Annotated in this window: 16 protein-coding genes and 1 pseudogene; 7 read left to right on the top strand and 10 right to left on the bottom strand. The window is 52.8% G+C overall.

Going from position 1 to position 22,533, the window contains the following annotated elements; all coding sequences use genetic code 11:
• Positions 1 to 311 precede the first annotated feature (311 nt).
• A complete protein-coding gene (locus V0288_RS12320) occupies positions 312 to 1,457 on the top strand; it encodes an NHL repeat-containing protein (protein WP_332865399.1) in 1,146 nt (381 codons plus the stop codon).
• Between the two features lie 54 nt (positions 1,458 to 1,511).
• Here V0288_RS12320 and V0288_RS12315 read toward each other — a convergent pair whose 3' ends face one another.
• From V0288_RS12315 to V0288_RS12300, 4 genes are all read right to left on the bottom strand, one after another.
• Positions 1,512 to 2,372 (bottom strand): hypothetical protein, encoded by an 861-nt coding sequence (locus V0288_RS12315; protein ID WP_332865398.1) that lies wholly within the window; start codon positions 2,370 to 2,372, stop codon positions 1,512 to 1,514.
• Between the two features lie 119 nt (positions 2,373 to 2,491).
• A complete protein-coding gene (locus V0288_RS12310; RefSeq protein ID WP_332865397.1) occupies positions 2,492 to 3,016 on the bottom strand; it encodes a PRC-barrel domain-containing protein in 525 nt (174 codons plus the stop codon).
• A gap of 696 nt (positions 3,017 to 3,712) precedes the next feature.
• Positions 3,713 to 6,748 carry a peptidase domain-containing ABC transporter gene (locus V0288_RS12305; RefSeq protein ID WP_332865396.1) on the bottom strand — a complete coding sequence of 1,012 codons (3,036 nt, stop codon included), beginning with the start codon at positions 6,746 to 6,748 and terminating at the stop codon, positions 3,713 to 3,715.
• Between the two features lie 235 nt (positions 6,749 to 6,983).
• Positions 6,984 to 8,165, bottom strand: a complete 1,182-nt coding sequence (locus V0288_RS12300; RefSeq protein ID WP_332865395.1) for an aldo/keto reductase — start codon at positions 8,163 to 8,165, stop codon at positions 6,984 to 6,986.
• Between the two features lie 400 nt (positions 8,166 to 8,565).
• On the opposite strand from V0288_RS12300, the gene V0288_RS12295 reads away from it, so the two are divergent.
• Positions 8,566 to 9,189 (top strand): hypothetical protein, encoded by a 624-nt coding sequence (locus tag V0288_RS12295; protein WP_332865394.1) that lies wholly within the window; start codon positions 8,566 to 8,568, stop codon positions 9,187 to 9,189.
• A 119-nt stretch (positions 9,190 to 9,308) separates the two neighbouring features.
• Entirely contained in the window at positions 9,309 to 12,425 is a 3,117-nt protein-coding gene (locus V0288_RS12290) for an efflux RND transporter permease subunit (RefSeq protein WP_332865393.1), read from the top strand.
• A 4-nt stretch (positions 12,426 to 12,429) separates the two neighbouring features.
• Here the strand turns inward: V0288_RS12290 and V0288_RS12285 are convergent.
• Together V0288_RS12285 and serS are read right to left on the bottom strand one after the other, a co-directional pair.
• Positions 12,430 to 13,326: pseudogene (locus V0288_RS12285) on the bottom strand (RpnC/YadD family protein).
• Positions 13,327 to 13,331: 5 nt separating this feature from the next.
• Positions 13,332 to 14,615: a serine--tRNA ligase gene (serS, locus tag V0288_RS12275; RefSeq protein WP_332865390.1), complete on the bottom strand. Its 1,284-nt coding sequence runs from the start codon at positions 14,613 to 14,615 to the stop codon at positions 13,332 to 13,334.
• Between the two features lie 422 nt (positions 14,616 to 15,037).
• Between serS and V0288_RS12270 the strand changes: the two genes are divergently transcribed.
• Complete coding sequence (locus V0288_RS12270; protein ID WP_332865389.1) at positions 15,038 to 15,625, top strand: helix-turn-helix domain-containing protein; 588 nt, start codon at positions 15,038 to 15,040, stop codon at positions 15,623 to 15,625.
• A gap of 297 nt (positions 15,626 to 15,922) precedes the next feature.
• On the opposite strand, the gene V0288_RS12265 is transcribed toward V0288_RS12270, so the two are convergent.
• The 3 genes from V0288_RS12265 to V0288_RS12255 form a co-directional block, all read right to left on the bottom strand.
• Entirely contained in the window at positions 15,923 to 17,284 is a 1,362-nt protein-coding gene (locus V0288_RS12265; RefSeq protein WP_332865388.1) for an anthranilate synthase component I, read from the bottom strand.
• A 155-nt stretch (positions 17,285 to 17,439) separates the two neighbouring features.
• Positions 17,440 to 17,814 carry a hypothetical protein gene (locus V0288_RS12260; protein WP_332865387.1) on the bottom strand — a complete coding sequence of 125 codons (375 nt, stop codon included), beginning with the start codon at positions 17,812 to 17,814 and terminating at the stop codon, positions 17,440 to 17,442.
• Positions 17,815 to 17,841: 27 nt separating this feature from the next.
• Positions 17,842 to 19,557 carry an ABC1 kinase family protein gene (locus V0288_RS12255; protein ID WP_332865386.1) on the bottom strand — a complete coding sequence of 572 codons (1,716 nt, stop codon included), beginning with the start codon at positions 19,555 to 19,557 and terminating at the stop codon, positions 17,842 to 17,844.
• A 236-nt stretch (positions 19,558 to 19,793) separates the two neighbouring features.
• On the opposite strand from V0288_RS12255, the gene V0288_RS12250 reads away from it, so the two are divergent.
• From V0288_RS12250 to V0288_RS12240, 3 genes are read left to right on the top strand one after another with little or no spacing between them, the layout of a single operon-like run.
• On the top strand, positions 19,794 to 20,153 hold the full coding sequence (locus V0288_RS12250; protein ID WP_332865385.1) for a hypothetical protein: 360 nt from the start codon (positions 19,794 to 19,796) through the stop codon (positions 20,151 to 20,153).
• Between the two features lie 22 nt (positions 20,154 to 20,175).
• Positions 20,176 to 20,778, top strand: coding sequence for a vWA domain-containing protein (locus V0288_RS12245; protein ID WP_332865384.1), 603 nt, complete (start codon positions 20,176 to 20,178; stop codon positions 20,776 to 20,778).
• A gap of 12 nt (positions 20,779 to 20,790) precedes the next feature.
• Positions 20,791 to 21,351: a Uma2 family endonuclease gene (locus V0288_RS12240; RefSeq protein WP_332865383.1), complete on the top strand. Its 561-nt coding sequence runs from the start codon at positions 20,791 to 20,793 to the stop codon at positions 21,349 to 21,351.
• A gap of 6 nt (positions 21,352 to 21,357) precedes the next feature.
• On the opposite strand, the gene prfB is transcribed toward V0288_RS12240, so the two are convergent.
• Positions 21,358 to 22,465 (bottom strand): peptide chain release factor 2 gene (prfB, locus tag V0288_RS12235; RefSeq protein WP_332865382.1). Its coding sequence is split into 2 segments (ribosomal slippage): positions 21,358 to 22,392 and positions 22,394 to 22,465, totalling 1,107 coding nucleotides; the frame shifts between segments, so codons are not numbered across the junction.
• Positions 22,466 to 22,533: the final 68 nt, after the last annotated feature.

The raw sequence follows: 22,533 nt of genomic DNA, 5'->3' as shown, positions 1-22,533 counted from the left end.
ACAGCAGGAGCGATCATTGCGATAGAAGCGAAAACCTCGATTCTGTCGCGGGCTAAAATCCTGATTTTCTCGTTGAAGTAGGGGGCTAAATCCTCTTAACCCAAAATCGAGAATCTATTATGCGATACGGTTAGTAACACGGAAAAAACTTCAGAGACGTGTAACCCGAGCCGAATTCTAGAGAGAGGGCGATCGGATCGATCGATCGCGTTCCGAAAACGTTGAATAGTAAGAATCTAGAGAATTTATTAGATTTCCAGAGCCTATAGAGAGAGCCGAGTAAAATCGAGTCACTTTACCCGAAATCTTTTATGAATAAGTCTTTTCTTTTCTCTTTTTCCACGGCGATCGCTATCGGCTGTGTTAGTTTCTGCCTGGAAACCTTACCGGCGAGCGCGACATTGCTAATCGGCAACAGCGATGGGAATACAATTCTCGTCTTCGATGAAGTTACGGGAACGTTTCAAGGCAACTTTACCGCGCCGGGAAACGGGGGATTGGACTCTCCCGACGATCTGACCTTCGGCCCCGATGGCAACCTGTACGTTAGTAGCGGGGGTAGTTCCAGCCTAAACCTCTTAGATCCCCTCTATCCCCAAAACTCGGCGGTTTTGCGCTTCAGTCCCTCGGGGCAATTTTTAGGGGTGGCCGCGTCGGGAAACGGTTTGACGCGGCCCTATGGCAACGCGTTCGGCCCCGATGGAAGTCTCTACGCGAGCAGTTTTCGGACGAATCAGATCCTGCGCTTCGATGGTTCCACGGGCAATTTTCTAGGCGTTTTCGCGTCCGATAATAATAATGGTCTGGGAAGTTTGAACGGCTTGAACGGGCCGAACGGGCTACTCTTCGGGCCGGATGGAAGTCTCTACGTCACCACCGAAGGAACCGCGAATGACGCGTCGGGAAATTTAGTCTTCGCCTACGATAGTCAGGTTTTGCGCTACAGTCCCGAACAGGTGGCCGGGTTAGCGCCGACGACGACCCCGACGGTGTTTATCGGTCAACCGAACCCGTTACCCGAAAGTTTCGGTTTTGTCAGTCTTTTGGGTTTAGCATCGGCGCCGAATAACGATATTTTGGTGAGCGATTTCGCGGGGGGAATCCGTCGGTATAACGCGGCCGGGCAGTTGTTAGCGACTCTCTCGACCAATTACACGGGAACCACGCCGAGTAATAATTTTATCGGTAGTTTGACCTTCGGTTCCGGCTCGTTCGCCAATAATCTTTATGTCGCGGGATTCGATTTCGCGGCGGGAAACGCGGGCGCGCTGTTGAGCTATCCGGGAGCGATCGGGAATCCGTCTTCTTTCACGGGAACTATCTACACGAATCCTAGCCTGATCCGTCCGATCGGGATAACGGCCGTTCCCGCGTCCACCCCGGAACCCTCTCATCCCTTCTGGGGATTTCTCGGTCTCGGGTTTCTGTCTCTCCTCGTCCGGAAATCCACCCGATAAAAGGGCGAGGAAACCCCGCCCGGTCTGTTTTCTTTGTCGATCGAATCGGGAGCGTTATCGATTGTCATCGGGGATCGCGGAGGGATAAACCCCTTCGGCGATCAACACCGGTTTATTGGCGTATCGCGTTTCTAGGCGTTGTCGGGTTGCCGCGTCCAGATTGAGGTTGTACTCGCGTTGTAAATCGGCAACGGAAAACGGACGTAATACCCCCGTTACCGCGACGCTTTCCCCGTTTTGAACCGCCGGCTGATTAGCGGTACTCCCCGCGGTTTCCCCTTTCGCCCGAAGAACCAATAAATCCTGTCCGCCGAACAGACGATTCTCGCTTAACGTGAAGGCGTTCGTTCCCGAAACGTCTTTCACCTGGCCCGTAACCGCCAACGGTTTACCGTAGTATCGTCCGGGATCGCGGGTCAGGTCGCCGGGTTTCGGGGAAACCGCCAGGGAACGGGCGATCAGGGCCGGTTGGTTCTCGTATTTCACGTAAGCGTTCGTGTCTAAACCGAGATTGTATTGCCGGGCGACTTCAGAGGTCACGAAATTCCGAACCTCACCGGTCGCTTGAATATCGGTCCCATCGGTCGGGTACACGAAGGTTTTACCGGTCGCGTTGACGACTAGAACCGGCTTATTGCCGAAAAATTTCCGGTCTTCGATGGTAAAGGTATCCGTACCGATCTTGTCGATCGGTTGACCCCGAACGGTCACGACTTGACCGATATAGCGATTCGTATTCTCCGCGACGTTTTCGGGGGTCACGGTCCGCCGTTCCTGTACCGTGGTTTCCTCCCGTCTGCCACCGCAACCGGCGAGTAAGACGACGGTTAACGCGAGAACCATCGCTCCCCGCGCCGACCATCCCGTAACGGAAAGATTTCCCCGGCGGTATTTTCGAGATTTCTCGATTTCCATGATTGTCCTTCTCCTAAACTACCGAGTGTTGGCCGATCGATTTCCGACCGTCTGGAAACGCTCGTTCGGGAGGTCGGTACACGATCCCCCCGGAGCGAGCGCGAGAGCGGAAAGCTCGATCACACGCGGGTGGTTCCCGCGGACCGACGCTCGAAAGCGCTCCGCTCGTAGGAACGGAAGGCGGGATCGTCGAGATCGTAGAAATAAGGCTCGTTCTGGTAGTTATAGGTAGCACCGGCCACGGGTGGGGCGACGGTCGAGGAAGGAACGAGAGGACGGTAGGAAGTCCGCACCCGCTCTTCATAGTCGTTATCGATCTTGAGATCGTCGCTAAACTCCGGCAGATGTTCTACTTGATCTTTGGTGAGTCCGGCGACGTATAGCCGTTCCCGAGCGTAATCGAGCCGCGCTAACCCGACGGGAAGTAATACTTTCTTGCCGAATACCCAGAAACCGGTATCGACGATGAAATAACGGAAACGACCGTCGTTTTCATCGACCAGAATATCTTTCACCGAACCGACCTTATCTCGATCGCCATCGTCCGCGTCATTCGCGTACACGGAAAAGTGGCTGATATCGTGTCCCCCGAAAAAATTTTTATCTCGATCGGGATAGTAATCACTTAATTTCATTAATGCCATATCGATTTCTCCTTGGTTTTGTATTTGTGTTTTTTTAAGTAGATCCCCCCGTTAAGCGCGGGAGTAACAATCTATAAAACATGATAGAGAGTAGAAGTAGAGAACGGGTGAGAAAACGGGAGAGATTTCAAAATTTCTATCAATAGAAGTATCTCTATTTCAGCACTTTTTAGACTCCGCTACCGCTCGTCAACCCTCTTTAGGGTTAAAAATTCTAGGAAAATTCGAGCGAAAACATCCAGGTATACATCGCCTCGATCGAGGGATAGAATCGAATCGGAAAAGTTTTTTAGATCGCTAGTGAATCACGGCCGCCAAAATCGCTATAGAGTTATTCACTGACCGTTCAAAAATTGATAAAACAGAAAAATATTTTAACGGAAAATAATAAAATGCAGACAAAAAATTACAATATTATCGCTTTAGACAAAACGAAAAAGAACATTATTTTCTAACCTTATCTGATTAATTTTTAACCTCGATTCGAGATAAGTCAGAACCCCGATTCGCTCATTCAGGTCATCCCGACGAAATCCTGTTAACCCGAAGTGAGGTTGTTTACGGCTAGGGGGTCTAAGGGCAACACCTTTCCCCCGGTGGGGGGGTCGGGGGGATAGTCCCCCGAATAAAACTCGGCCTAAAAAAACGGGAAATTTTTTCCCGTTATCCCCGAATATAAAACCCGTTTCCTATCCCCTAAAGTTCTAATTGTTGGCGGGCGAGTTGATAGTAAAGTCCGTCGGTACGGGCCATCAATTGCTCGTGGGTTCCCCGTTCGACGACGATCCCCTTATCGAGAACGAAAATACAATCCGCGTTCCGTACCGTGGAGAGACGGTGGGCGATAATCACGATCGTCCGATCGCGCGAGAGTCGATCGAGATTCTGCTGGAAACGTCGTTCCGATTCCGTATCCAGAGAACTGGTCGCCTCGTCTAACAGTAACACCCGCGGTTCTCCCAACAGGGCCCGGGCGATGGCGATTCTCTGACGCTGACCGCCCGATAAAGTCGCGCCCCGTTCCCCGACCTTCGTGTTGTATCCGAGGGGGAGACTCTGGATAAAAGCGTGTGCCTCCGCCAGTTTCGCGACTTCTATCACCTGTTCCAAACTGTATTCCGGTCGGAATAGGGATATATTCTCGAAAATCGTTCCCGAAAATAAAAAACACTCCTGCGGCACCACGCCCAAACGCGAGCGGATCGACGGGGGGGAAACCTGTTGTAGATCGTGACCGTCGATCGAGATCGAACCGCTATCCGGCGCGTACAATCCCTGGATTAACTTGACGAGGGTACTCTTTCCCGAACCACTACGACCGACCAGCGCCACCCGTTGACCGGCCGCGATCTCGAGGGAAATATTCTGGAGAATCGGGCGTTCATCGTTAGAATCGTAGCGGAACGTCACGTTATCGAAGCGGATATCGCCGCGGATCGACGGCAGTGCCATCCGGGGTCGATCGCTCGTTTCCTCCGGCGCGGTCGCGAACACATCGTCGAGACGCTCGATCGAGATCGACACCTCCTGCAATTCGTCCCAGAGATTGACCAACACTAAAACCGGTTCTAACACCCGGCCGATCAACATATTAAAGGCGACGAACTGCCCGATCGTCAATTGATCCTGGATCACCAACGTCGCCCCGTACCATAAAAGAGCGGTACTGCCGAGCGAGTTAATCAACCCACCGGCGGCCTGAAGGTTAATGCCCAGTTTTTGCCCCCGGAAGCGCGCGTTCAAAAAGCCGGTCAGGTGTTCCTCCCAGCGCCAGCGGGTTTCCCCTTCCACGGCCAGGGATTTAATCGTGGCGATCCCCGATATCGTCTCCACTAACGCGGAATTCTGGCGCGCCGACTCGTTAAACACCTCGCGGGAGACCTGACGTAAGAAGGGGGTCGCGATTAGCGTTAATAGGGCGATCGGCGGGATCAGTGCCATCACTAATAGGGTTAAGCGCCAGTTATAGTAAAACATCAAGCCCAAGTACACGAACCCCATCAGGAAATCCAACCAGGCGAGAATCACCTGAGAGAGTAAAAAACGCTGGATTTTCTCGTTCTCGTTGACTCGGGTGATAATATCGCCGACGTGACGGGACTCGAAGAATTTTAAAGGAAGTTTGAGCGCGTGGCGGATAAACCCGCTGATCATCGTCAGATCGAGGCGGTTCGACAGATAACTTAAAAGATACTGCCGAACCGAGCCTAAACCGATACTCCAGATCCCGAAAATCAGTAGCCCGATCGAGAACGCGTTGAGCGTGGACAGGCTTTTATTGACCACGACTTTATCGAGGATGATCTGGGTGAATAGGGGAGTGATCAGCCCGAAAATTTGAATTAAAAACGAGAGGATGATAATTTGTAGCCCGATGCTCTTGTAGGGAACTAACAGGCGGAAAAAACGCCAGAAAGAGGCTTTATCGGCGGCGACCGATCCCAGTGTCTCCGTGGGATCGAGAAGGAGCGCGTACCCCGTCCAACCGGCGAGAAATTCCCGCCGGGTGTAGAGTTTCTTTCCCACCGCGGGATCGGCTACCAGCAGTCGATCGCCGGCCCGCGGGTAGACGACCACGTAATGATCCCCCTGCCAGTGCGCGATCCAGGGATTTTTCCCCCCCTGGATACGGTTTAAACTAGCCCGTACCGGCCGCGCCTGATAACCCAGGGTCTCCGCCGCTTTCGCCAGACCGTGTAGGGAAGCCCCCGATCGACCGATGCCGCAGAGATCGCGAATACTGTTCAAACTGAGGCGTTTTCCCCAATACAGGCTGATCGTCGCCAGACAGGTCGCCCCGCAATCGGCGGCGCTCTGCTGTTCTATCCAGGGGTAGTTCTGCCAGGGACGGAACCCGGATTTCAGGGGCTTGGGAAAGTCGATATCGGCCTTTTCGCGCGCCGTCGGCAGGGCGATCACTTTCCCCGATGGTCGTGGCGGGGTCGGGAGCGCCACCGGCCGCGGCGGGGGAACGGGGATCGAGCGATCCGCGTCCCAGTCCTCCGGGGACATATAGTACACCTGTAGTTCCGTTGCCGCGAGCGCGTCGGCCGGAACCGTTTCGGGATATCCCCAGACCGTCCCCGGTTGCCAATCCTTCACCTGTCCCCGTCGCAACCAATAGCGGCCGCGGGGCGCGTCGGCGAGAGATCGCCCCGCGGGGAGGGTTCTTTCTTGCAGGCGGGAAACCAGCGCCCGCAGGTATTGACTCGCTCGATCCCGGAGTTCCGCGCGGGTTTTGAAAAAGAGCAGGGTCTGACGCGAGCGCGCCGCCTCGAACCACGTCCGTTTCAGTTCCGGTAGGAGATCGAGCCATTCCGCCAGTTTTTCGACCGGGACGCGGGCTACCTGTACCGGGCCGGCGGCGATCGCCTCGTAGGGCAGTCGATCGTCGATGAAGACGCTATCCCCCCCGAAGGTTCCCCCCTCGTCGAGCGCGCCGATCGAAACGGGGTGCCGGCCGTCCCGACCGAGTAAACGCGCCCTTCCCCGACAGATCAACCAGAAATAATCCGGGTTCGCGCTCGATCGATCCTCTTCCATTCCGGGAATACTCGCGATCGGTTCGCCGAGCTCGAAGCTTAATAGCTCGAAGGCACCGACCAAAGATTCTAGCCGCCCCGCGGTTTCGGGCGCGTTTCGGGTTTGTTGCTGTAACCAATGCCTGACCGGGGAATCGTTCCCGCTCTCATTTCGGGGCGAGGATTGCCGCATCTCGAAGGGATATTTCATGACGATCGCCTAGTGAACGCTCGATTTTTGAGTTCGGAAGATCGGGAACCGGCCGGAAAAACCCATTTGGGGGCGCGGTATTCTCGGAAAACTCGCGGGTTTATCCCCGCGAGAAAATGTGGTGCGAAAATCGATCGATCTTCCCGAAATTGCTACACAAGTTTCTATCACGTTCTCATCCCCGGAGAGCTATACCGAAAAGCATAGGTTTTTCGGTCTTCCGTCTTCGGAGATGTTAACTACGAGACAGACGCTGTACGGATTCTCCCGCTAGTAATCGATGGGTATCCGCGAGAAGGTAGGGGATTCTCGCGGCGTGGGGACTCGCGGACAAACAGGCGCGAAAATCGATTTTTTCCGCGTCGATCGCCGGTCTTCCGGGGAACCAGTGGCCGCCATTGCCTAACAGGTTGTATCGCGATGACGCGAAATCTACCATGTCGTAGGCGAGGGCGAGGTTTCTTAACCAGAGAATCGAGAGGATATTAATATTATTAGGGACATTCTCCCAGGATGGGATGCCAATTCGCCAGGTTTTTGTCCAATTTTCTCCGAATCGGTCGATCATCGCTTGTTCTAGTTTGTCCAAGATCGGCGGTAGGATTTCTCCGGCTTTTTCTAATAAGGGTAAAGTCTGTAAATGTTCCGCGAAGTCCGTCGGCCGGGACGCGCCGATACTGAGCGTGTGTACCTCGGGATGACTCAGGCAGAACAGATCGTTAAAAACCATCGGGCTGAGGGGGGCGCAGAGATCCACGAGGCGCGGGGGGGGATTGTAAAGATGGCCGCCTTTATCGGAGGGGCTGATGATAAATACCCCCATATCGTGTTCCCGCGCCGCCTCGATCGCCGGCCAGTTGTCTTGAAAAATATAATACCAATGTAGGTTGACATAATCGAAAAGATTTGTATCGATAGTCTTGACAATTAGATCTTGCGGCGCGTGGGTCGAGAACCCGATAAATCGCGCCTTGCCCTGTTCCTGTAATTTTTTCGCCTCCTGCCAACAGCCCCCGTCGCGAACGCTATCGTCGAGAATTTCCGCGGTATTGATGCCGTGCAATCCCAACAGATCCACGTAGTCCAATCCCAAAAATTTCAAGGACTGTTCAAATTTACGGCGGAATTCCCGGGGATCTTTCGTCGGGGAAACCTTCGTCTGCACGATGATCTTCTCCCGAGGCAGTTTCGGGAGGATCTTGCCTAACTGCATCTCCGAGGTTCCGTAGCCGCGCGCCGTCTCGATGTGATTGATGCCGTATTCGAGAGCTTGCTTAACGATCGCCTCGACATTGCGTTGATTGTCTTCGGGAATCACCCAATTCGGGATATCCTGCCATTTAAACTGATAGCGCATTCCGCCGCAGGAAAAAACGGGCATTTGTAGGTTAGTACGACCGAAACGACGGTATTGCATATAGAACGACTCTTTTTCGGGTGGTAAGCGGTAATTTCCCTTTCCATCGTACCAAGCCAACCCCGGATAGGGGGAAGACGCGCCCGGAAGCTAACCCGTCCGAAAACAGTTCCGGCCCGAATCGTGTAGTTTCCGATCGATCTGTATCGATCGGCAACGAAAGGAATCTCGATCGTGTAGTTTCCGATCGATCCGTGAACGAAAAAATCTTTATCGTAATTTTCGCGATCGATCTGTGAACGAAAGAATCTTTTTTTTGCGGGTTCGCCACAGTACGATTTCGGCCTTTCTCGGCATTGCTAGATTACAGGTGATTTCTCTTCTCGCTATTTCGATCGGGTACCACTTTAGTTTTATGTTCCTATCTCTCGTAAAATCCCTCGCTTTGGCGACGGGCACAGTGACTTTCGCGCTCCTATCCGTATCTTCCGCTAGGGCTTTCACGATTTACACCGATCGTACCGCCTGGCAAAACGCCGTAACCGCCCCTCCGGGCAATACGATCACTACCGATACATTTAGCACCAATATCCCCGCGGCCCAGACGATCACCCTAACTTCGGGTATCGTTTCGGCGAATTCTTTACCCCCTCCAGTCGGTGTCGAGTTTAATACCGTTTCGGGGGGAAATTACGTGAACGCCACCGATGGCGACGCGAGCGAGGGTTCCGCGGCGATCACTTGGACTTTTCCCGGTCCCACGTTCGCCTTCGGAGCGAATTTCAGCCTCGTCAATCCTAATTCGTTAACCCTATCGGGCAATTTCGACGGCACGGGCAATCAAACCCTGGTCGTGTATAATTCGCTCAACGCCAGTAGCGGTTTTCTGGGGATTATTGGCAACGCGAATTTTAACTCGATCGTCTTCGGAAATGCCTCGACAGTTTTAGATATTTTTATTGTCGATAACGCTTCCTTCGCGGTCGGCATTCCCCCTGCCGCGGTTCCCGAACCCGGTACGGTGGTGGGACTGACTTTCGTGGCCGGGAGTTTCTTGCTGGGCCGTCTCGGTAAACGCGAGTGAAATGCGAAATTCCCGGAAACATTCCTTCCCCGGTGAGAAAGATCGACGGGTTTCTCCGGCATTGCCCGCATCCCGACGCGGGTTCGTTATCCTGAGTAACGTAGCCGCGTTTTTCTCTCATGTCCGAACCGTCATCTTTCTCTCTCAGCGGCCTGGCGATCCGCCGTCATATCGGAACCTTGATGCTGACCGTCGCGGCGATCGTCATCGGTCTGTTTTTTATCTCCCGTCTCCAGGTTGATCTTCTCCCCTCGATCACCTACCCGCGGATCAGCTTGCGGATGGAGGTTCCGGGAGTCTCCCCGGAGGTGATTCTAGAGGAAGTCACCAAACCCCTCGAAGAAGGCATGAGCGCCACCGAGGGAGCGGTACAAGTCTACTCGGAAACCCGCGAGGGCCGCGTGAGGGTGGATCTCTTTTTCGCGCCGGGGGGAGATCTCAACGTGGCTTTGAACGAGGCTACGGAGAGTTTTAACCGAGTACGTCAGAATTTACCCGATATCGTGGAAGAACCGCGATTAAGTAAGTTCGAGCCTTCCCGTTTGCCCGTTTACGAGTTCGCGCTCGTTTCCGATACCCTATCCTTGAAGGATCTGCGCTTATTCGCGGATGAGGAGTTGGGTCGGGAATTGGGATTCGTGAACGGGGTGGCCGCGGTGGAGGTGACGGGAGGGGTACGCGAAGAGGTACGGGTGAACGTGGACTTGCAGAGATTGCAGTCCTTGGGGGTGGGATTAAATCAACTCCTCGGTACGCTCGATCGACGCAATCGCGATATCTCCGGGGGACGGCTATCCGGAGAGACCGGGGAACCCTTAACCCGCGCGATCGGTAAGTTTCAAACCGTGAGCGAGATTCCTAATTTAGCTTTAAACGATAATAGTGTTTCGGGGGAGGAAGGACGAGTTTATCTGCGAGATGTGGCGCGGGTGGTGGACGGTACGGAAGAACAACGGGTTTTCGTCTCTCTCAACGGAGAACCCGCGGTTCGAGTGACCGTCCAGAAACAACCGGACGCGAACACGATCGAGGTGGTCGATGGGGTCAAACGACGGCTCGCCGAACTACAGCGATCGGGGCTAATTTCGGAGGGAATACGGGTAATCACGACCAATGACGAATCGGTATTCATTCGATCGGCGATTTCTAACGTGATCTCCTCCGGGGTCGCGGGAACGATTCTCGCGGGAATTACCGTGTTCGTCTTTTTGGGGTCGTTACGGCAGACGTTGATTATTACCCTCGCGATCCCCCTCTCGACCCTCGTGGCGATTATCTGTATGCGGTTATTCGGGTTATCGATCAACGTGTTCAGTTTGGGGGGATTGGCGCTCGGGGTGGGAATCGTTGTCGATAACTCGATCGTCATGCTGGAAAATATCGCCCTACAGGTCGATCGACGGAAAGAGGGCGAGAATTTTATCGATATCGCCGAGAAAAGTAGTCGGGAGGTGGAATCGGCGCTGATCGCCTCTACCGCGACGAACCTAGTCTCGATCTTGCCGTTTTTACTACTCGGAGGGTTTATTTCCCTCCTTTTTAACGAGATTATTTTAACGATCTCTTTCGCGGTGGCCGCTTCCCTACTGTGCGCGCTAACCGTGGTGCCGATGCTGGCCTCGCGGTTGTTGAACCTGAAAGTCTCTAGCGGGATCGATCGATCGGGCCCCCTCCGCTTTTTCCAACAACGTTTACAGGGAGTGACGATTCTCTACGCCCGTATTCTATCGCGGGTGGTACGTTTCCGGATTCTGGCGATCGCGCTGGCTTTTCTCATTCTCGGTGGCGGTAGCTTCTATTTACTCCAGAGTATCCCGCAGGAAGTGTTGAGCCGTATTCGGACGGGACAGGTGAGTGTAATCGCCCAATTTCCCCCCGGAACCGATCTGGAGACGAATCGCCGGGTGATGCGCGAAGTGGATTCTATACTTCTTCGACAGCCGGAAACGCGATACGTTTTCAGCACGAGCGGGGGATCATTATTCGGGACGACGACGAACGAGAATATCCTGCGCGCGTCGAGTACGATCACCCTGAAAAAAGGAACGGACACGGACGCGTATATCGAGCGGATGACCAAGGAACTCGGGAAACTCAATCTGGTTAACGTCCGTTTACGCTTAACTCCCGGTCAAGTGCGCGGCATTATCCTCAATAATTCGCCGTCGGTGGGTTCGGACGTGGATGTGATGCTACAGGGACAGGACGGGGAAGTATTGGAGAGAGCGGGCGAGAAATTGCTGGCGATTTTGGAAGAAAAGGTTCCGCAAGCTCGTTTCCGTCCCGATGCCGACCCCCGACAGGAGGAAATTCAAATTAAACCGGATTGGACGCGTCTGGAGAGTTTGGGCATCACCACCCGCGAGATCGGCGAAACGATCCTGACGGCGATCCGGGGTTTCGTTCCCACCCGATTGCAGAGGGGCGATCGACTCGTCGATATCCGGGTACAGTTAGACGAGGACTCCCGCCAACGGGTCAGTCAAGTAGCACAGATCCCGATTTTTGTCAACCCGAATGAATCCCTACGACTGGAAGAGGTCGCAAGTATCGAGAGGGGACGGGCGCCGGGCAATATCCAGCGTATCAATCAGCGTCAGGTTTTTATTATCGTCGGCAGTTTGGTGGAGGGGGCGAAATTAAGTGACGCGCTCGCCGGGATCGATCGGGTTCTCCGAGAGACGGAATTACCGGGGGGAGTCAGTGTTCTCCCCAGTGCCTCGGCACAATCTAACGCCGAAATTCAAAGTTCTTTAGGCGTATTAGGCGGTTTATCGGTCTTTCTGGTCTTCGTGGTCATGGCGGTACAGTATAACTCCCTCATCGACCCTCTCGTGATTATTCTGACCGTTCCCCTAGCGTTAGCGGGGGGCATTTTCGGGCTGTACGTGACGGGGACGGCGATTAGCGCGATCGTCATCGTCGGGGTGGTGTTACTGGTGGGTATCGTGGTCAACAACGCCATTATCATGGTCGAACTCGCCAACCAACTGCGATCGGAATACGGCTTCACCCGTCAGCAAGCCATCCTCAAAGCGGCCCCGCAACGTCTCCGACCGATCCTGATGACTACGGTGACGACCGTGTTAGGATTATTCCCGCTCGCGCTGGGATCGGGAGAGGGGGGCGAGTTTTTGCAACCGTTAGGAATCGTCGTTTTTTCGGGGTTATCCCTCGCCACTTTCTTAACCCTATTTATCATCCCCTGTTTCTACGTTTTACTGTCGCGGAAATAGGGCTTTATTCTCCTGTCGCTTGTCGGACTTGTTCGATCGATAGTTCCAGAGCGTCCGCGATCTGTTCTACACTTAATCCTAAAGCCCGCAAACGGGGAACCGACTCTAATTTCCCCCCTAAACGACCCTCTCGAAGACCTTCCTGACGACCTTCTTGAAGACCTTCCTGACGACCTTCTTCTAGTCCCTCCCGTCTGGCCTCTTGTTTAGTTGCCTCTTTCCACTCTAGATAAGTTTGTGATAGGGTCATAAACACCTCTCTATCTTCTTCTTCTAAAAGATTTTGAATCTCGATCGTGACGCGCCAACTGACGAGCAATTCGGTGACGTTCTGACGTAACGAGTTCTCTATCGGTAATTGTAGCCATTCTCTAACCGCTTGACTCTGTACCTTTCCCCGTCCCAATAGTCGTAACCATAGGGTATCGGGAGCCACGGGTAGTCGATTGATAGCGACGATCGCCGTCCGATAAAATCGGGGAAAAAGATACACTCCCTCCCCCCAAGCATCGATGTCCGATATGGCACCGAATCCCTCTAGGAGAGAGGCACTAGCCGACGGAAAGAGAGTCCATAGACGGGGAAACTCCTCTTCATTGTACGATTCGCTTTCACGTCTCGCCCGACGCTGTAATCGCGAGGACACCGTAAAAAGTTTCGAGAGACAGTTACGAACCTCGATCGAGGTGGGAGGATTACGATAGGGTTCGATCAGAGCGGTAGTTCGCGCGATCGATCCTAGTCATCCCAGATACTCCGTATTCTGTCCCGTCTCGGTCGGCGAGAAGAAAATATCGACCTGACGGGTTTCGTCCGTTACTTCTTTACTCACTTCTACTGTCCCCAGGGGAGACAGTAATTCTTCTAGGTAATTCTTGGCGAATTGGTCGTGAGGTTTCACTTGGTTTACCCGATCGATTCCCGTCGTAAATACGGTTGTAAAACCTCCGGAACCTTCACCGTACCGTCCGGTTGTTGATAGTTTTCCAAAACCGCGGCCATAGTACGACCGATCGCCAGTCCAGAACCGTTGAGAGTGTGCGCGAGAGTGGTTCCTTTCTGTCCTTTTTCCTTAAAACGAATATTCGCGCGACGCGCTTGAAAATCGCGGAAATTGGAACAGCTAGAAATCTCCCGATAGGTATTCGCGGACGGTAGCCACACCTCTAGGTCATAACATTTCGCCGCGCCGAAACCGAGATCTCCGGTACATAATTCGATCGTCCGATAGGGCAATTTTAACGCCTGTAAAATCGCCTCCGCGTTCGCGACTAAACTCTCGTGTTCCGCTGACGAAGTGTCGGGATGGACGATTTTCACCAACTCCACCTTATTAAACTGGTGCAGACGGATCAAGCCCCGGGTATCCTTGCCGTAACTGCCGGCCTCGCGACGGAAACAGGGAGTATACGCGCAGTGTTTAATCGGTAATCGTTCCGCTTCGAGGATTTCGTCGCGATATAGATTGGTAACGGGAACCTCGGCCGTCGGGGCTAACCAAAGCTCATCATCGCGACACCGGAAGCTTTCTTCCTCGAATTTCGGTAACTGTCCCGTCCCGCGCAGGGATTCGCTGTTAATCAAAACGGGGGGCAAAACCTCCACGTAGCCGGCCTCGATCTGTCGATCGAGCATAAAATTAATTAACGCCCTCTCCAGCGCCGCGCCTAACCCCACTAGATTGACGAAACGAGCGCGCGCCACCTTTACCGCCCGTTCAAAGTCCAAAATTCCCAATTTCTCGCCGATTTCCCAGTGAGGGAGGATATTCGGGTTATCGGGTTTATATTCATCTCCCCAGCGCCGGATCTCAACGTTTTCTCGCTCGTCTTTCCCGATCGGCGTGGTTTCGCTGGGAATATTGGGTAATTCTAGTAATCTCTGTTCTATTTCGGCTTTAATATCTCTCTCCCTCGGCTCTAGAGAAGATAGCTGATTTTTAATCTCGTTCCCTTCTTCTTTCAGGGAGAGAATTTCGGCAGAGTTCGGATCGCTCCCGCTTTTCACCTTCTGGCCGACCGATTTTCCGATCTCGTTACCCCGCGTCTGTAAACGGGTGCGATCGACCTCTAATTCTCTCTGTTTCTGGCTTAATTCTAGAATAGCGGACAGATCGTAACTGCCGTTACGTCGATCGAGCAGTTTCTGGACTTCCTCGGGGTTTTCGCGAATTCTTTTCAGGTCTAACATGATGGATCGGGGTTTTTGACGGGCGATCGATGAGCGTTAACCAGTGTAACAACGACCGGCGATCGATGAACAGACCGATCGCCCCGGACGGAACACCGGAGATCGATCGAACCCCGCGTTTTCTCGATAATCTCTCGAAAACATTCAATTTAGCTTTTTTAACTCGAAAGCTTATCCCGTGGGACATCGATCGATATTCTGTACTTGTGTTGCCATGATCTAAATTACATGATAAAATCAAAATTGTTCGATTAGTAGTTATACAAGACAAATGGCTGGCAAAATTTCCGATCGAGGGAAAAACAACGAACCCGGATTCCTTACCGAACACGGATTGAACGGGTTCCGGGATCTGCGGTAGTTGCCACGACCTGAGTTCCATGATAGACTAAGAACTATTCAATTTTAATTGCATAAAGCCAATGGCTGATAGAATTTCCGATCGGGGCAAAAGCCCCGACAACACCCCCGGCCCGCTCACCGAACACGGATTGAACCGCTTCCGGGATCTACTGGTAGACAAGCGTAAATCGCTGAAAATCTCGCAAGCGGCGTTTTCCGAGATGCTGAACTCGCAAGCTAACATGAAGGGCTTTCACGGGGTAAAAATCTCGTCCGGGACAATCCAGAATTGGGAAAAACGAAACTACACTTCCTGCCCGGACACGGGCAATATGATGTTCCTTGCCGATTTCTTCGGTTTGAGCGTCGAGCACTTCGTGAGATACCTGAACTCGGATTACGAATCGGTCGAGGACTACCTTGCAGAAAACGGTAGTACGCCCGACATTAGCCCGAATGTAGCCGCGGAACTTCTGCGAAAAGGGGATTGGAGACTTCGCGAGGCCGTGGTGATGCGAACGATCGGCGAACTCTTCCAAAGTATCCAGAACTGCCCTAAAGAGGTCAAAGTTGACGAGGAAAAGGTAAAAGAATTTCTTACCGAGGCTCCCAGAGAAACTAAAGTTCGCCTTTTACAGTTTCTCCAAAACGACCTAATCGGGGCTTAAGAAAAATCTAATGAATCGAAAAGGTTAGGTTGAGGCGACGAAACCCAACATGAGACCGCTCGGCTGTTGGGTTTCACTTGGTTCTACGCGACCGAAAAAAACTGAAAATAGATCGGGTTGGTCATAATTACCTCCTTCATCAGTTCGATTTTAGCGGAGTCATCTTTTGGTTAATTCGATCGACCAAATTCAATCCATAACGAACTCGAAAACTCGAAAAGTAAATTCTCACTTAGATCTCGACTGGTTCCCGATTTCGATCGATCGATTCCTAGAAAATCCAGATTAACGCTCTTTCTAACTCTCCCGCGAACGTAGCGCGAGTAACTGCGCTTCCGCCTTCTGGAGAGACTCGAACCATTCTTTTTCCGGATCGCTATCGGCGACGATTCCCGCGCCAACCTGTCCCCAAACGGTATTTTTTTCGCCCGTCTTACTCATCAGCAGAGTTCGGATCAGAATATTCAGATCCAGATGTCCCCGCGCGTCCAGATAGCCACAGGAACCGTAGAACAGACTCCGGCGCGTCGGTTCCAACTCCTCGATAATTTCCATACAGCGCACCTTCGGACAGCCGGTAATCGTCCCCCCCGGAAATAAAGCGCGAACCAGATCGATCGGATCGTACCGGCGATCGAGAACCCCGCGAACATTACTCACCAAGTGCATGACGTGACTGTAACGCTCGATCGTCAGCAGTTCATCGACCTGTACCGTCCCAACCCGACAAACCCGGCCGAGATCGTTCCGTTCGAGATCCACGAGCATAATATGTTCGGCGCGTTCTTTGGTGTTATTCAACAATTCCTGCGCGAAAGCCTCGTCTTTCTCCCGATCGCTTCCCCTAGGACGCGTTCCCGCGATCGGACGGGTACTCGCGATCCCGTTTTCTAATTTCACCAATCTTTCCGGGGAACAGCTAATCATCGATCCGAACGGTGTACGCCAAAAACTGGCGAAAGGAGAGGGATTAATCCGCTGTAACGCTCGATAAATCTGCCAATCGCCCGCGTCCGTCGTCGTTTCAAATCTCAGCGATAGATTCGCCTGAAAAATATCCCCGGCTTTAATATATTGCAGAGCTTTAACAACTGCGGACTCGTACCCCGATCGATCGGTATGAAAGAGTAAAGAAGCGGGATTCGGTGCGAGTTCGGGAAAAGATACGGGAGAATCTAATAAAGCCTCGTATTTATCCAGATCCGCTTTTTCTGTAACCGCTAACCAGAGAATCTGTTTCCCGTGATCGGCGATCGCGAACGCGTCCGGTTCGTACCAATAGGCTACCGGAAAGGGCAATCGATCGCTCTTTACATACGGCAGTCTCTCGATCTCCCACGCGAGATCGTACCCCAACCATCCCAACCATCCCCCGTGAAAGGGAAGGTGGGAAGGGATATCGATCGCCGGGGACGGGGTAACAAGCGATCGCAAAAAAGGAAGAACTTCACCGAGCGCGGGAGTCCATAACCGCGGTTTTCCGTCGATAATTCGGGGAGAGGACGCGAGGAGAGAATAACGCGCCAGAGAGGGAGAATCGTTAGGATAGGGACTTTCGAGCAGGGTGGCGATCGGTTGTCCGGCGAAAAGACGCTCGAAAATCTCCGAACCCGATCGCCGGTTCAAAGGGAGCGATCGCCAGTACCAGGGGAATACCATAGAAACTATACCGATTTTCTAAAAACACGAGAGACTTACTTGTCATGGAAAAAGGTTAAAGGGGAAAGGAAAAAGGTGATAGATAAGCCTTTTCCCCTTTCCCTTTTCCCTTTTCCCCCACCGGTATCCCCGCTACGACGTTCAGAAATTCGGTCTTAAAACGTATCGAGATCGATCGCTTTCGATCCTCCCCGTTGTAACTGCGAGAGTACGCTACCCAACTGCGTCCAGACGAGACCGGCGATAAAAATCGTCATCGGCAGGGCGAGCGCGTAGGAAATCCAGCGATCGGCGATGAAAATCTCCAATCCCGACGCTAAAAACACGCAGATTCCCGCACAGATCCCTAAAAAGGGCAACTGTAGGGAACCCGTTTGTAAAAGATTTCGCTCCTGACGATTCTGACTCTTATACCAAGTGTTAACTACGTCCTTGAGTGTCGCTTCAAAAGCCACCCCGCAGGTAACACCGATAAACAACCCGGCGAACACGAGGAAATAAGGCGGTTGGGGCAGAAAATAATAATCCATAAAAAGGGGCGAAACGGGGAATAACCATCAACCACTGTAACGCGAAGTGGTTTCGTCAGGAAGGATCGCCGCCACCCCCCGCGCCGAAAACTCGCGAAAAGCATCGATCGCCACGGTAAATAGCGTTTGTGGATTGATATCGTAGCGGATCAAGTCCCAGAGACGGCTAACTTCCTCCGTGTGCAGTCGATCGTCCTCCGTTAACGCTAACAGCAGTTGACGGCGTAGATAACGCCCCTCGTCGGACAACAGATAACCGATCCCCATCTGCGCCGTCGGCAGGATATCGAAGCTACCTTCCGATCGAGCGATATTGATCATGTTCTCCAGCCGTTTCCACTGGAATTTACCGTCTTTAAATAGAACATCGAGCAAACGCCGGCGCAATTGCGGCGATTCTCCCGTTAGCAGACGTTTGGCCACGTAGGGATAAGCCACCTCGACGATCTTGAAATTCGGATCGAGACTTAGCGCCAGTCCCTCCTGGGTGATCAGGGAACGGATGATCAGCGCGAATTTCGCCGGAACCCGGAAAGGATACTCGTACACCAACTCGGAGAAATCATCGGTAATCGTGCGGAAGTTAAAGTCTCCCACGCTCTGACCGATGGCGTTATCCAGAACCCGTTCCAAAGCCGGAATAATCGGCTTGATATCCGTATCGGGCGTTAAAAATCCGAGCTTGACAAAATTCTCCGCTAGTGAAGAGTAATCCTTGTTGATCAGATCGACCACGCAACTGGCGAGGGTTTCCTTCGTTTCCTCCTCCAACTGATCCATCATGCCGAAGTCGATATAGGCCATGCGACCGTCGTAGGTGGCGAAGAGATTGCCCGGATGGGGGTCGGCGTGGAAAAAGCCGTGTTCGAGAAGTTGCTGTAAGCCCGAGGTTACACCGATTTTGACGATCTCTTTCGGGTCGAGGCCGAGGGCGGTAATATTATCGGTATCGGTGAGTTTGTACCCGTAAATCCATTCCAGGGTGAGAACCTGATGACCGCTATAGCGCCAGTAAATGCTCGGAACTTTCACTTCCGGATTGTTTTGAAAGTTGGTGGCGAATTTTTCGGCGTTACGTCCCTCGTTTTGATAGTCGATCTCTTCAAATAATTTCGTACCGAATTCATCGACGATGAGGGTGAGATCGTGACCGAGATTGAGCGGGAGGAAGCGTCCGAAATGTTTCGCCGCCCAACGCATTAAATAGAGGTCTAAACAGATAACCGGGCGCAAATTGGGGCGCTGTACCTTAACCGCCACTTCCTCGCCGGTGGGTAACGTCGCCTTGTACACCTGTCCTAAACTGGCGGCCGCGACGGGTTCGGGGGAAATGTCCCGGTAGGCTTTCTCGACCGGTACGCCTAATTCTCGCTCGATAATGGCGAAAGCGATCGAGTTATCGAAAGCCGGTAAACGATCCTGTAGTTTGATTAATTCTTCGAGAAAATCTTTGCGAACGAGGTCGGGTCTGGTGGAGAGCGCTTGACCGACTTTAATAAACGTGGGACCGAGACAGGTGAGGATTTTTCGGAGTTGATTGGCTCGTTTTGACTTATTCTGTTCTTCTTGGTTCGTCCATTTATCCCACTGGAGACGGAGGGCGAAAATCCCGAAAGAGCTTAGGATTACCAAGGCTCGCCAGAACAATAACCAAGGTTTGTAACGATATATTTGAGCGATCGCTTCGGGACTGTAGATCGTTAACCGCCCGTCTTCCGTATCCTGATTGCGCTGTTGACTCACAAGCTCTACTCTATCTGTGGTTCCTACTCCATCTGTATTTTAGCGGAGTTCCCAGACACCGTATACAAAACTACATATTCTTTAATGATTTTTATCAATTCGAGCCGAGCGATAAGTATTTCTCTCTATATCGATCGAGCTAGGAAAAATCCATCCTACCGTGATGGTCGGAGTAAATGTAAACGATTCGATAAAATCGATGCTCTTCCCACTCCGGGGATTGTAAAGTGGTAGGCATGATAGATATAAATACTCTCTCGGAATTTTCCCGTGGCTACTGCGGCTCGATCTGTGCCTTTCTGGTTCCCGCGAACGTGCTGACGACCGCCACGACCCTCTATCTCCTGTACCGCGGTCGATCGGGCGGTCAGATCCTACCCGTCGCCTCGATCGGACTGGTATTCGCCGCCGCCATGTTCCTGCACGTCGCGACCTGGCTGGCCATCGGGGTGATCATGGCCCCTACCTTTATCCTCTTCGGATTGGGGTTAACCTGTGGCGCGATTAACCTGACGGCGATCCTCGATCCCCGACGCTTCGATCGATTCCTGCGCTCTGGATTGACCACCGCCACCCGTCTGGTAAACTGGGGCTAAATAGGCGATCGAGGTAAAAACCATGTTAGAAGGGCGAGATTACACCCTGATCATCGATAAAAGTGGCAGTATGTACACGCGGGATCAGGCGGACGGAAAAAGCCGTTGGGTTGCTATCCAGGAGTCTACCATCGCCCTCGCCTACAAGTGCGAATCTCTCGATCCCAACGGTATCACCATCTATGTCTTTTCCGGTCGGTTCAAACGCTTCGAGAATGTCACCGCCGTCAAAGTCCTACAGATATTTAAAGAAAACGAACCCTCGGGTTCGACCAATCTCGCTATCGTTTTACAGGACGCGGTAAATCAGTATTTTAAGCGCAAAGCGAAGGGAGAAGCCCCGGCGGGAGAAACGATCGTCGTCGTCACCGATGGGGAACCGGACGATCGCCGTTCGGTTTTCGAGGTGATTATCGAAACGACCCAACGCATGGAAAAAGACGAGGAATTAGCGATTTCCTTCGTTCAGATCGGTAATGATAGTCAGGCGACCCGTTTTCTCAAAGCTTTAGACGACGAATTACAAGGGGTGGGCGCGAAATTCGACATCGTGGACGTGGTGACGATCGAGGAGATGGAAGATATGACGCTCACGGAAGTCTTATTGAACGCGATCGCCGATTAAACGCGCCCGGCCATGAAAACCGTAGCGAAATGGACTGTAGAAGAGTATCACCGTCTAATCGAGGCGGGAATGCTCGATCGCCGTCGCGTGGAATTAATCGCCGGGGAAATTCTCGAAATGGCTCCAGAAAGTCCCTTTCACGCCTTCGTCACCGAAGGTTCGGCGAAATATATCCAAAACCTCTTGCGGGGATTGGCTTTAATACGGGAAGCGCACCCGATCGCCCTCGACGATTCCGAACCCGAGCCGGATCTGGCGATCGTTCGTTTACCCCGACAACAATACAGTACCCGTCACCCGGGGCCCGAGGAGATTTTCTGGGTGATCGAAGTCTCGCGCTCGACCTTGGAATACGACCTCACCGATAAGAAACGGATCTACGCGAGAGCCGGTATCCCGGAATATTGGGGGATAGACATCGAGAGTAAGCGGGTGTATCTGTTCCGAGATCCGCGGGGGGAAGATTATGAAAGCGTGTCGATTCTCGATCGAGGAACGATCCTCCCCCTAGCCTTTCCCGATATTCCGGTAGCGATCGAAGGCTTCTGGACAGAAAACGAGAACTCGCCCTAAAATCTCCTATTCCTCTCCACCTAGACGTAAATAGGCTTCAATAAAAGCGTCGAGATCGCCATCCATCACTCCCGTCACGTCCGTTGTCTCCACGTTCGATCGCAGATCCTTGACTAATTGATAGGGATGGAAAACGTAGTTGCGGATCTGGTTTCCCCAGGCGGCTTCTACCATGTCGCCGCGGATCTCGGCGATCGCTTTCGCCCGTTGTTCGCGCGCGATAATTAATAGTTTCGCCTTTAATAGCGCGAGGGCTTTTTCCTTGTTCTGTAACTGCGATCGCTCCTGGGTACAGCGTACCGCGATCCCCGTCGGTAGGTGAACCACGCGGACGGCCGTTTCCACCTTATTGACATTCTGACCGCCCTTGCCGCCCGATCGGGTGGTGGTGATCTCCAGATCCTTATCCGGGATATCCACGGTGATCGCGTCATCCCCGAGAATCGGCATCACCTCCACCCCCGCGAAACTCGTCTGCCGTTTCCCGTTGGCGTTAAACGGGGAAATTCTTACCAGTCGATGGGTTCCCTTTTCGCCTTTCAAGTATCCGTAGGCGTATTGTCCCTCGATCTCCAGTGTTACCGATTTAACTCCCGCCTCGTCTCCCTCGGAAATCTCGGCGATCGAGACTTTATAGCCCTGTTTTTCCGCCCAACGGGTGTACATCCGCAGGAGCATTTCCGCCCAGTCCTGCGCGTCGGTTCCCCCCGCGCCCGCGTTGATGGTGAGGGCGGCACCTTTCGCGTCGTAGGGGCCGTCGAGGAGTTGTTGTAGTTCCCAGCGATCGAGATCGTGGCGGAGATGGTCTAAATTCCCCCGCGCTTCCTCGAATAAGGCGTTATCTTCCTCTAATTCCAGTAATTCAACGATCGCTTTCGTGTCTTCTAACTTCGATCGCCAACCGTGATAGGTTTCCAGATGGGATTTACACTCGTTCAGTTCTTGAAGCGTTTTCTGCGCGGTTTCCTGGTTATCCCAAAAGGTCGGAACCGCCGCTACCTGTTCGAGATCTTTGATTTTCGCCGTTAAAGTGGGAAGGTCAAAGATAGTCCTGGGTTTTCCCCAGGCGCGAGCCTACGATTTCAATCTCTCTTTTTAATTCCGATGTTTCCATAGTCGAGTTGTTCGTGTGAAGGATTTAGGGGGCAATAGGCAATCGGTGGGAGGCGGGAGGGCAATAGT

The organism is Pannus brasiliensis CCIBt3594, from assembly GCF_036688125.1.
GTDB lineage: Bacteria > Cyanobacteriota > Cyanobacteriia > Cyanobacteriales > Microcystaceae > Pannus > Pannus brasiliensis.
This window is presented reverse-complemented; position numbering and strand designations above follow the sequence as displayed.

Bases quoted from the DNA above. Each gene is read 5' to 3' on its own strand.
- V0288_RS12320 (WP_332865399.1), top strand. From the start codon at position 312: ATGAATAAGTCTTTTCTTTTCTCTTTTTCCACGGCGATCGCTATCGGC.
- V0288_RS12260 (WP_332865387.1), bottom strand. From the start codon at position 17,814: ATGGATTATTATTTTCTGCCCCAACCGCCTTATTTCCTCGTGTTCGCC.
- V0288_RS12245 (WP_332865384.1), top strand. From the start codon at position 20,176: ATGTTAGAAGGGCGAGATTACACCCTGATCATCGATAAAAGTGGCAGT.
- V0288_RS12300 (WP_332865395.1), bottom strand. From the start codon at position 8,165: ATGCAATACCGTCGTTTCGGTCGTACTAACCTACAAATGCCCGTTTTT.
- V0288_RS12265 (WP_332865388.1), bottom strand. From the start codon at position 17,284: ATGGTATTCCCCTGGTACTGGCGATCGCTCCCTTTGAACCGGCGATCG.
- V0288_RS12305 (WP_332865396.1), bottom strand. From the start codon at position 6,748: ATGAAATATCCCTTCGAGATGCGGCAATCCTCGCCCCGAAATGAGAGC.
- V0288_RS12315 (WP_332865398.1), bottom strand. From the start codon at position 2,372: ATGGAAATCGAGAAATCTCGAAAATACCGCCGGGGAAATCTTTCCGTT.
- V0288_RS12310 (WP_332865397.1), bottom strand. From the start codon at position 3,016: ATGGCATTAATGAAATTAAGTGATTACTATCCCGATCGAGATAAAAAT.
- V0288_RS12270 (WP_332865389.1), top strand. From the start codon at position 15,038: ATGGCTGATAGAATTTCCGATCGGGGCAAAAGCCCCGACAACACCCCC.
- V0288_RS12240 (WP_332865383.1), top strand. From the start codon at position 20,791: ATGAAAACCGTAGCGAAATGGACTGTAGAAGAGTATCACCGTCTAATC.
- V0288_RS12250 (WP_332865385.1), top strand. From the start codon at position 19,794: ATGATAGATATAAATACTCTCTCGGAATTTTCCCGTGGCTACTGCGGC.
- serS (WP_332865390.1), bottom strand. From the start codon at position 14,615: ATGTTAGACCTGAAAAGAATTCGCGAAAACCCCGAGGAAGTCCAGAAA.
- V0288_RS12290 (WP_332865393.1), top strand. From the start codon at position 9,309: ATGTCCGAACCGTCATCTTTCTCTCTCAGCGGCCTGGCGATCCGCCGT.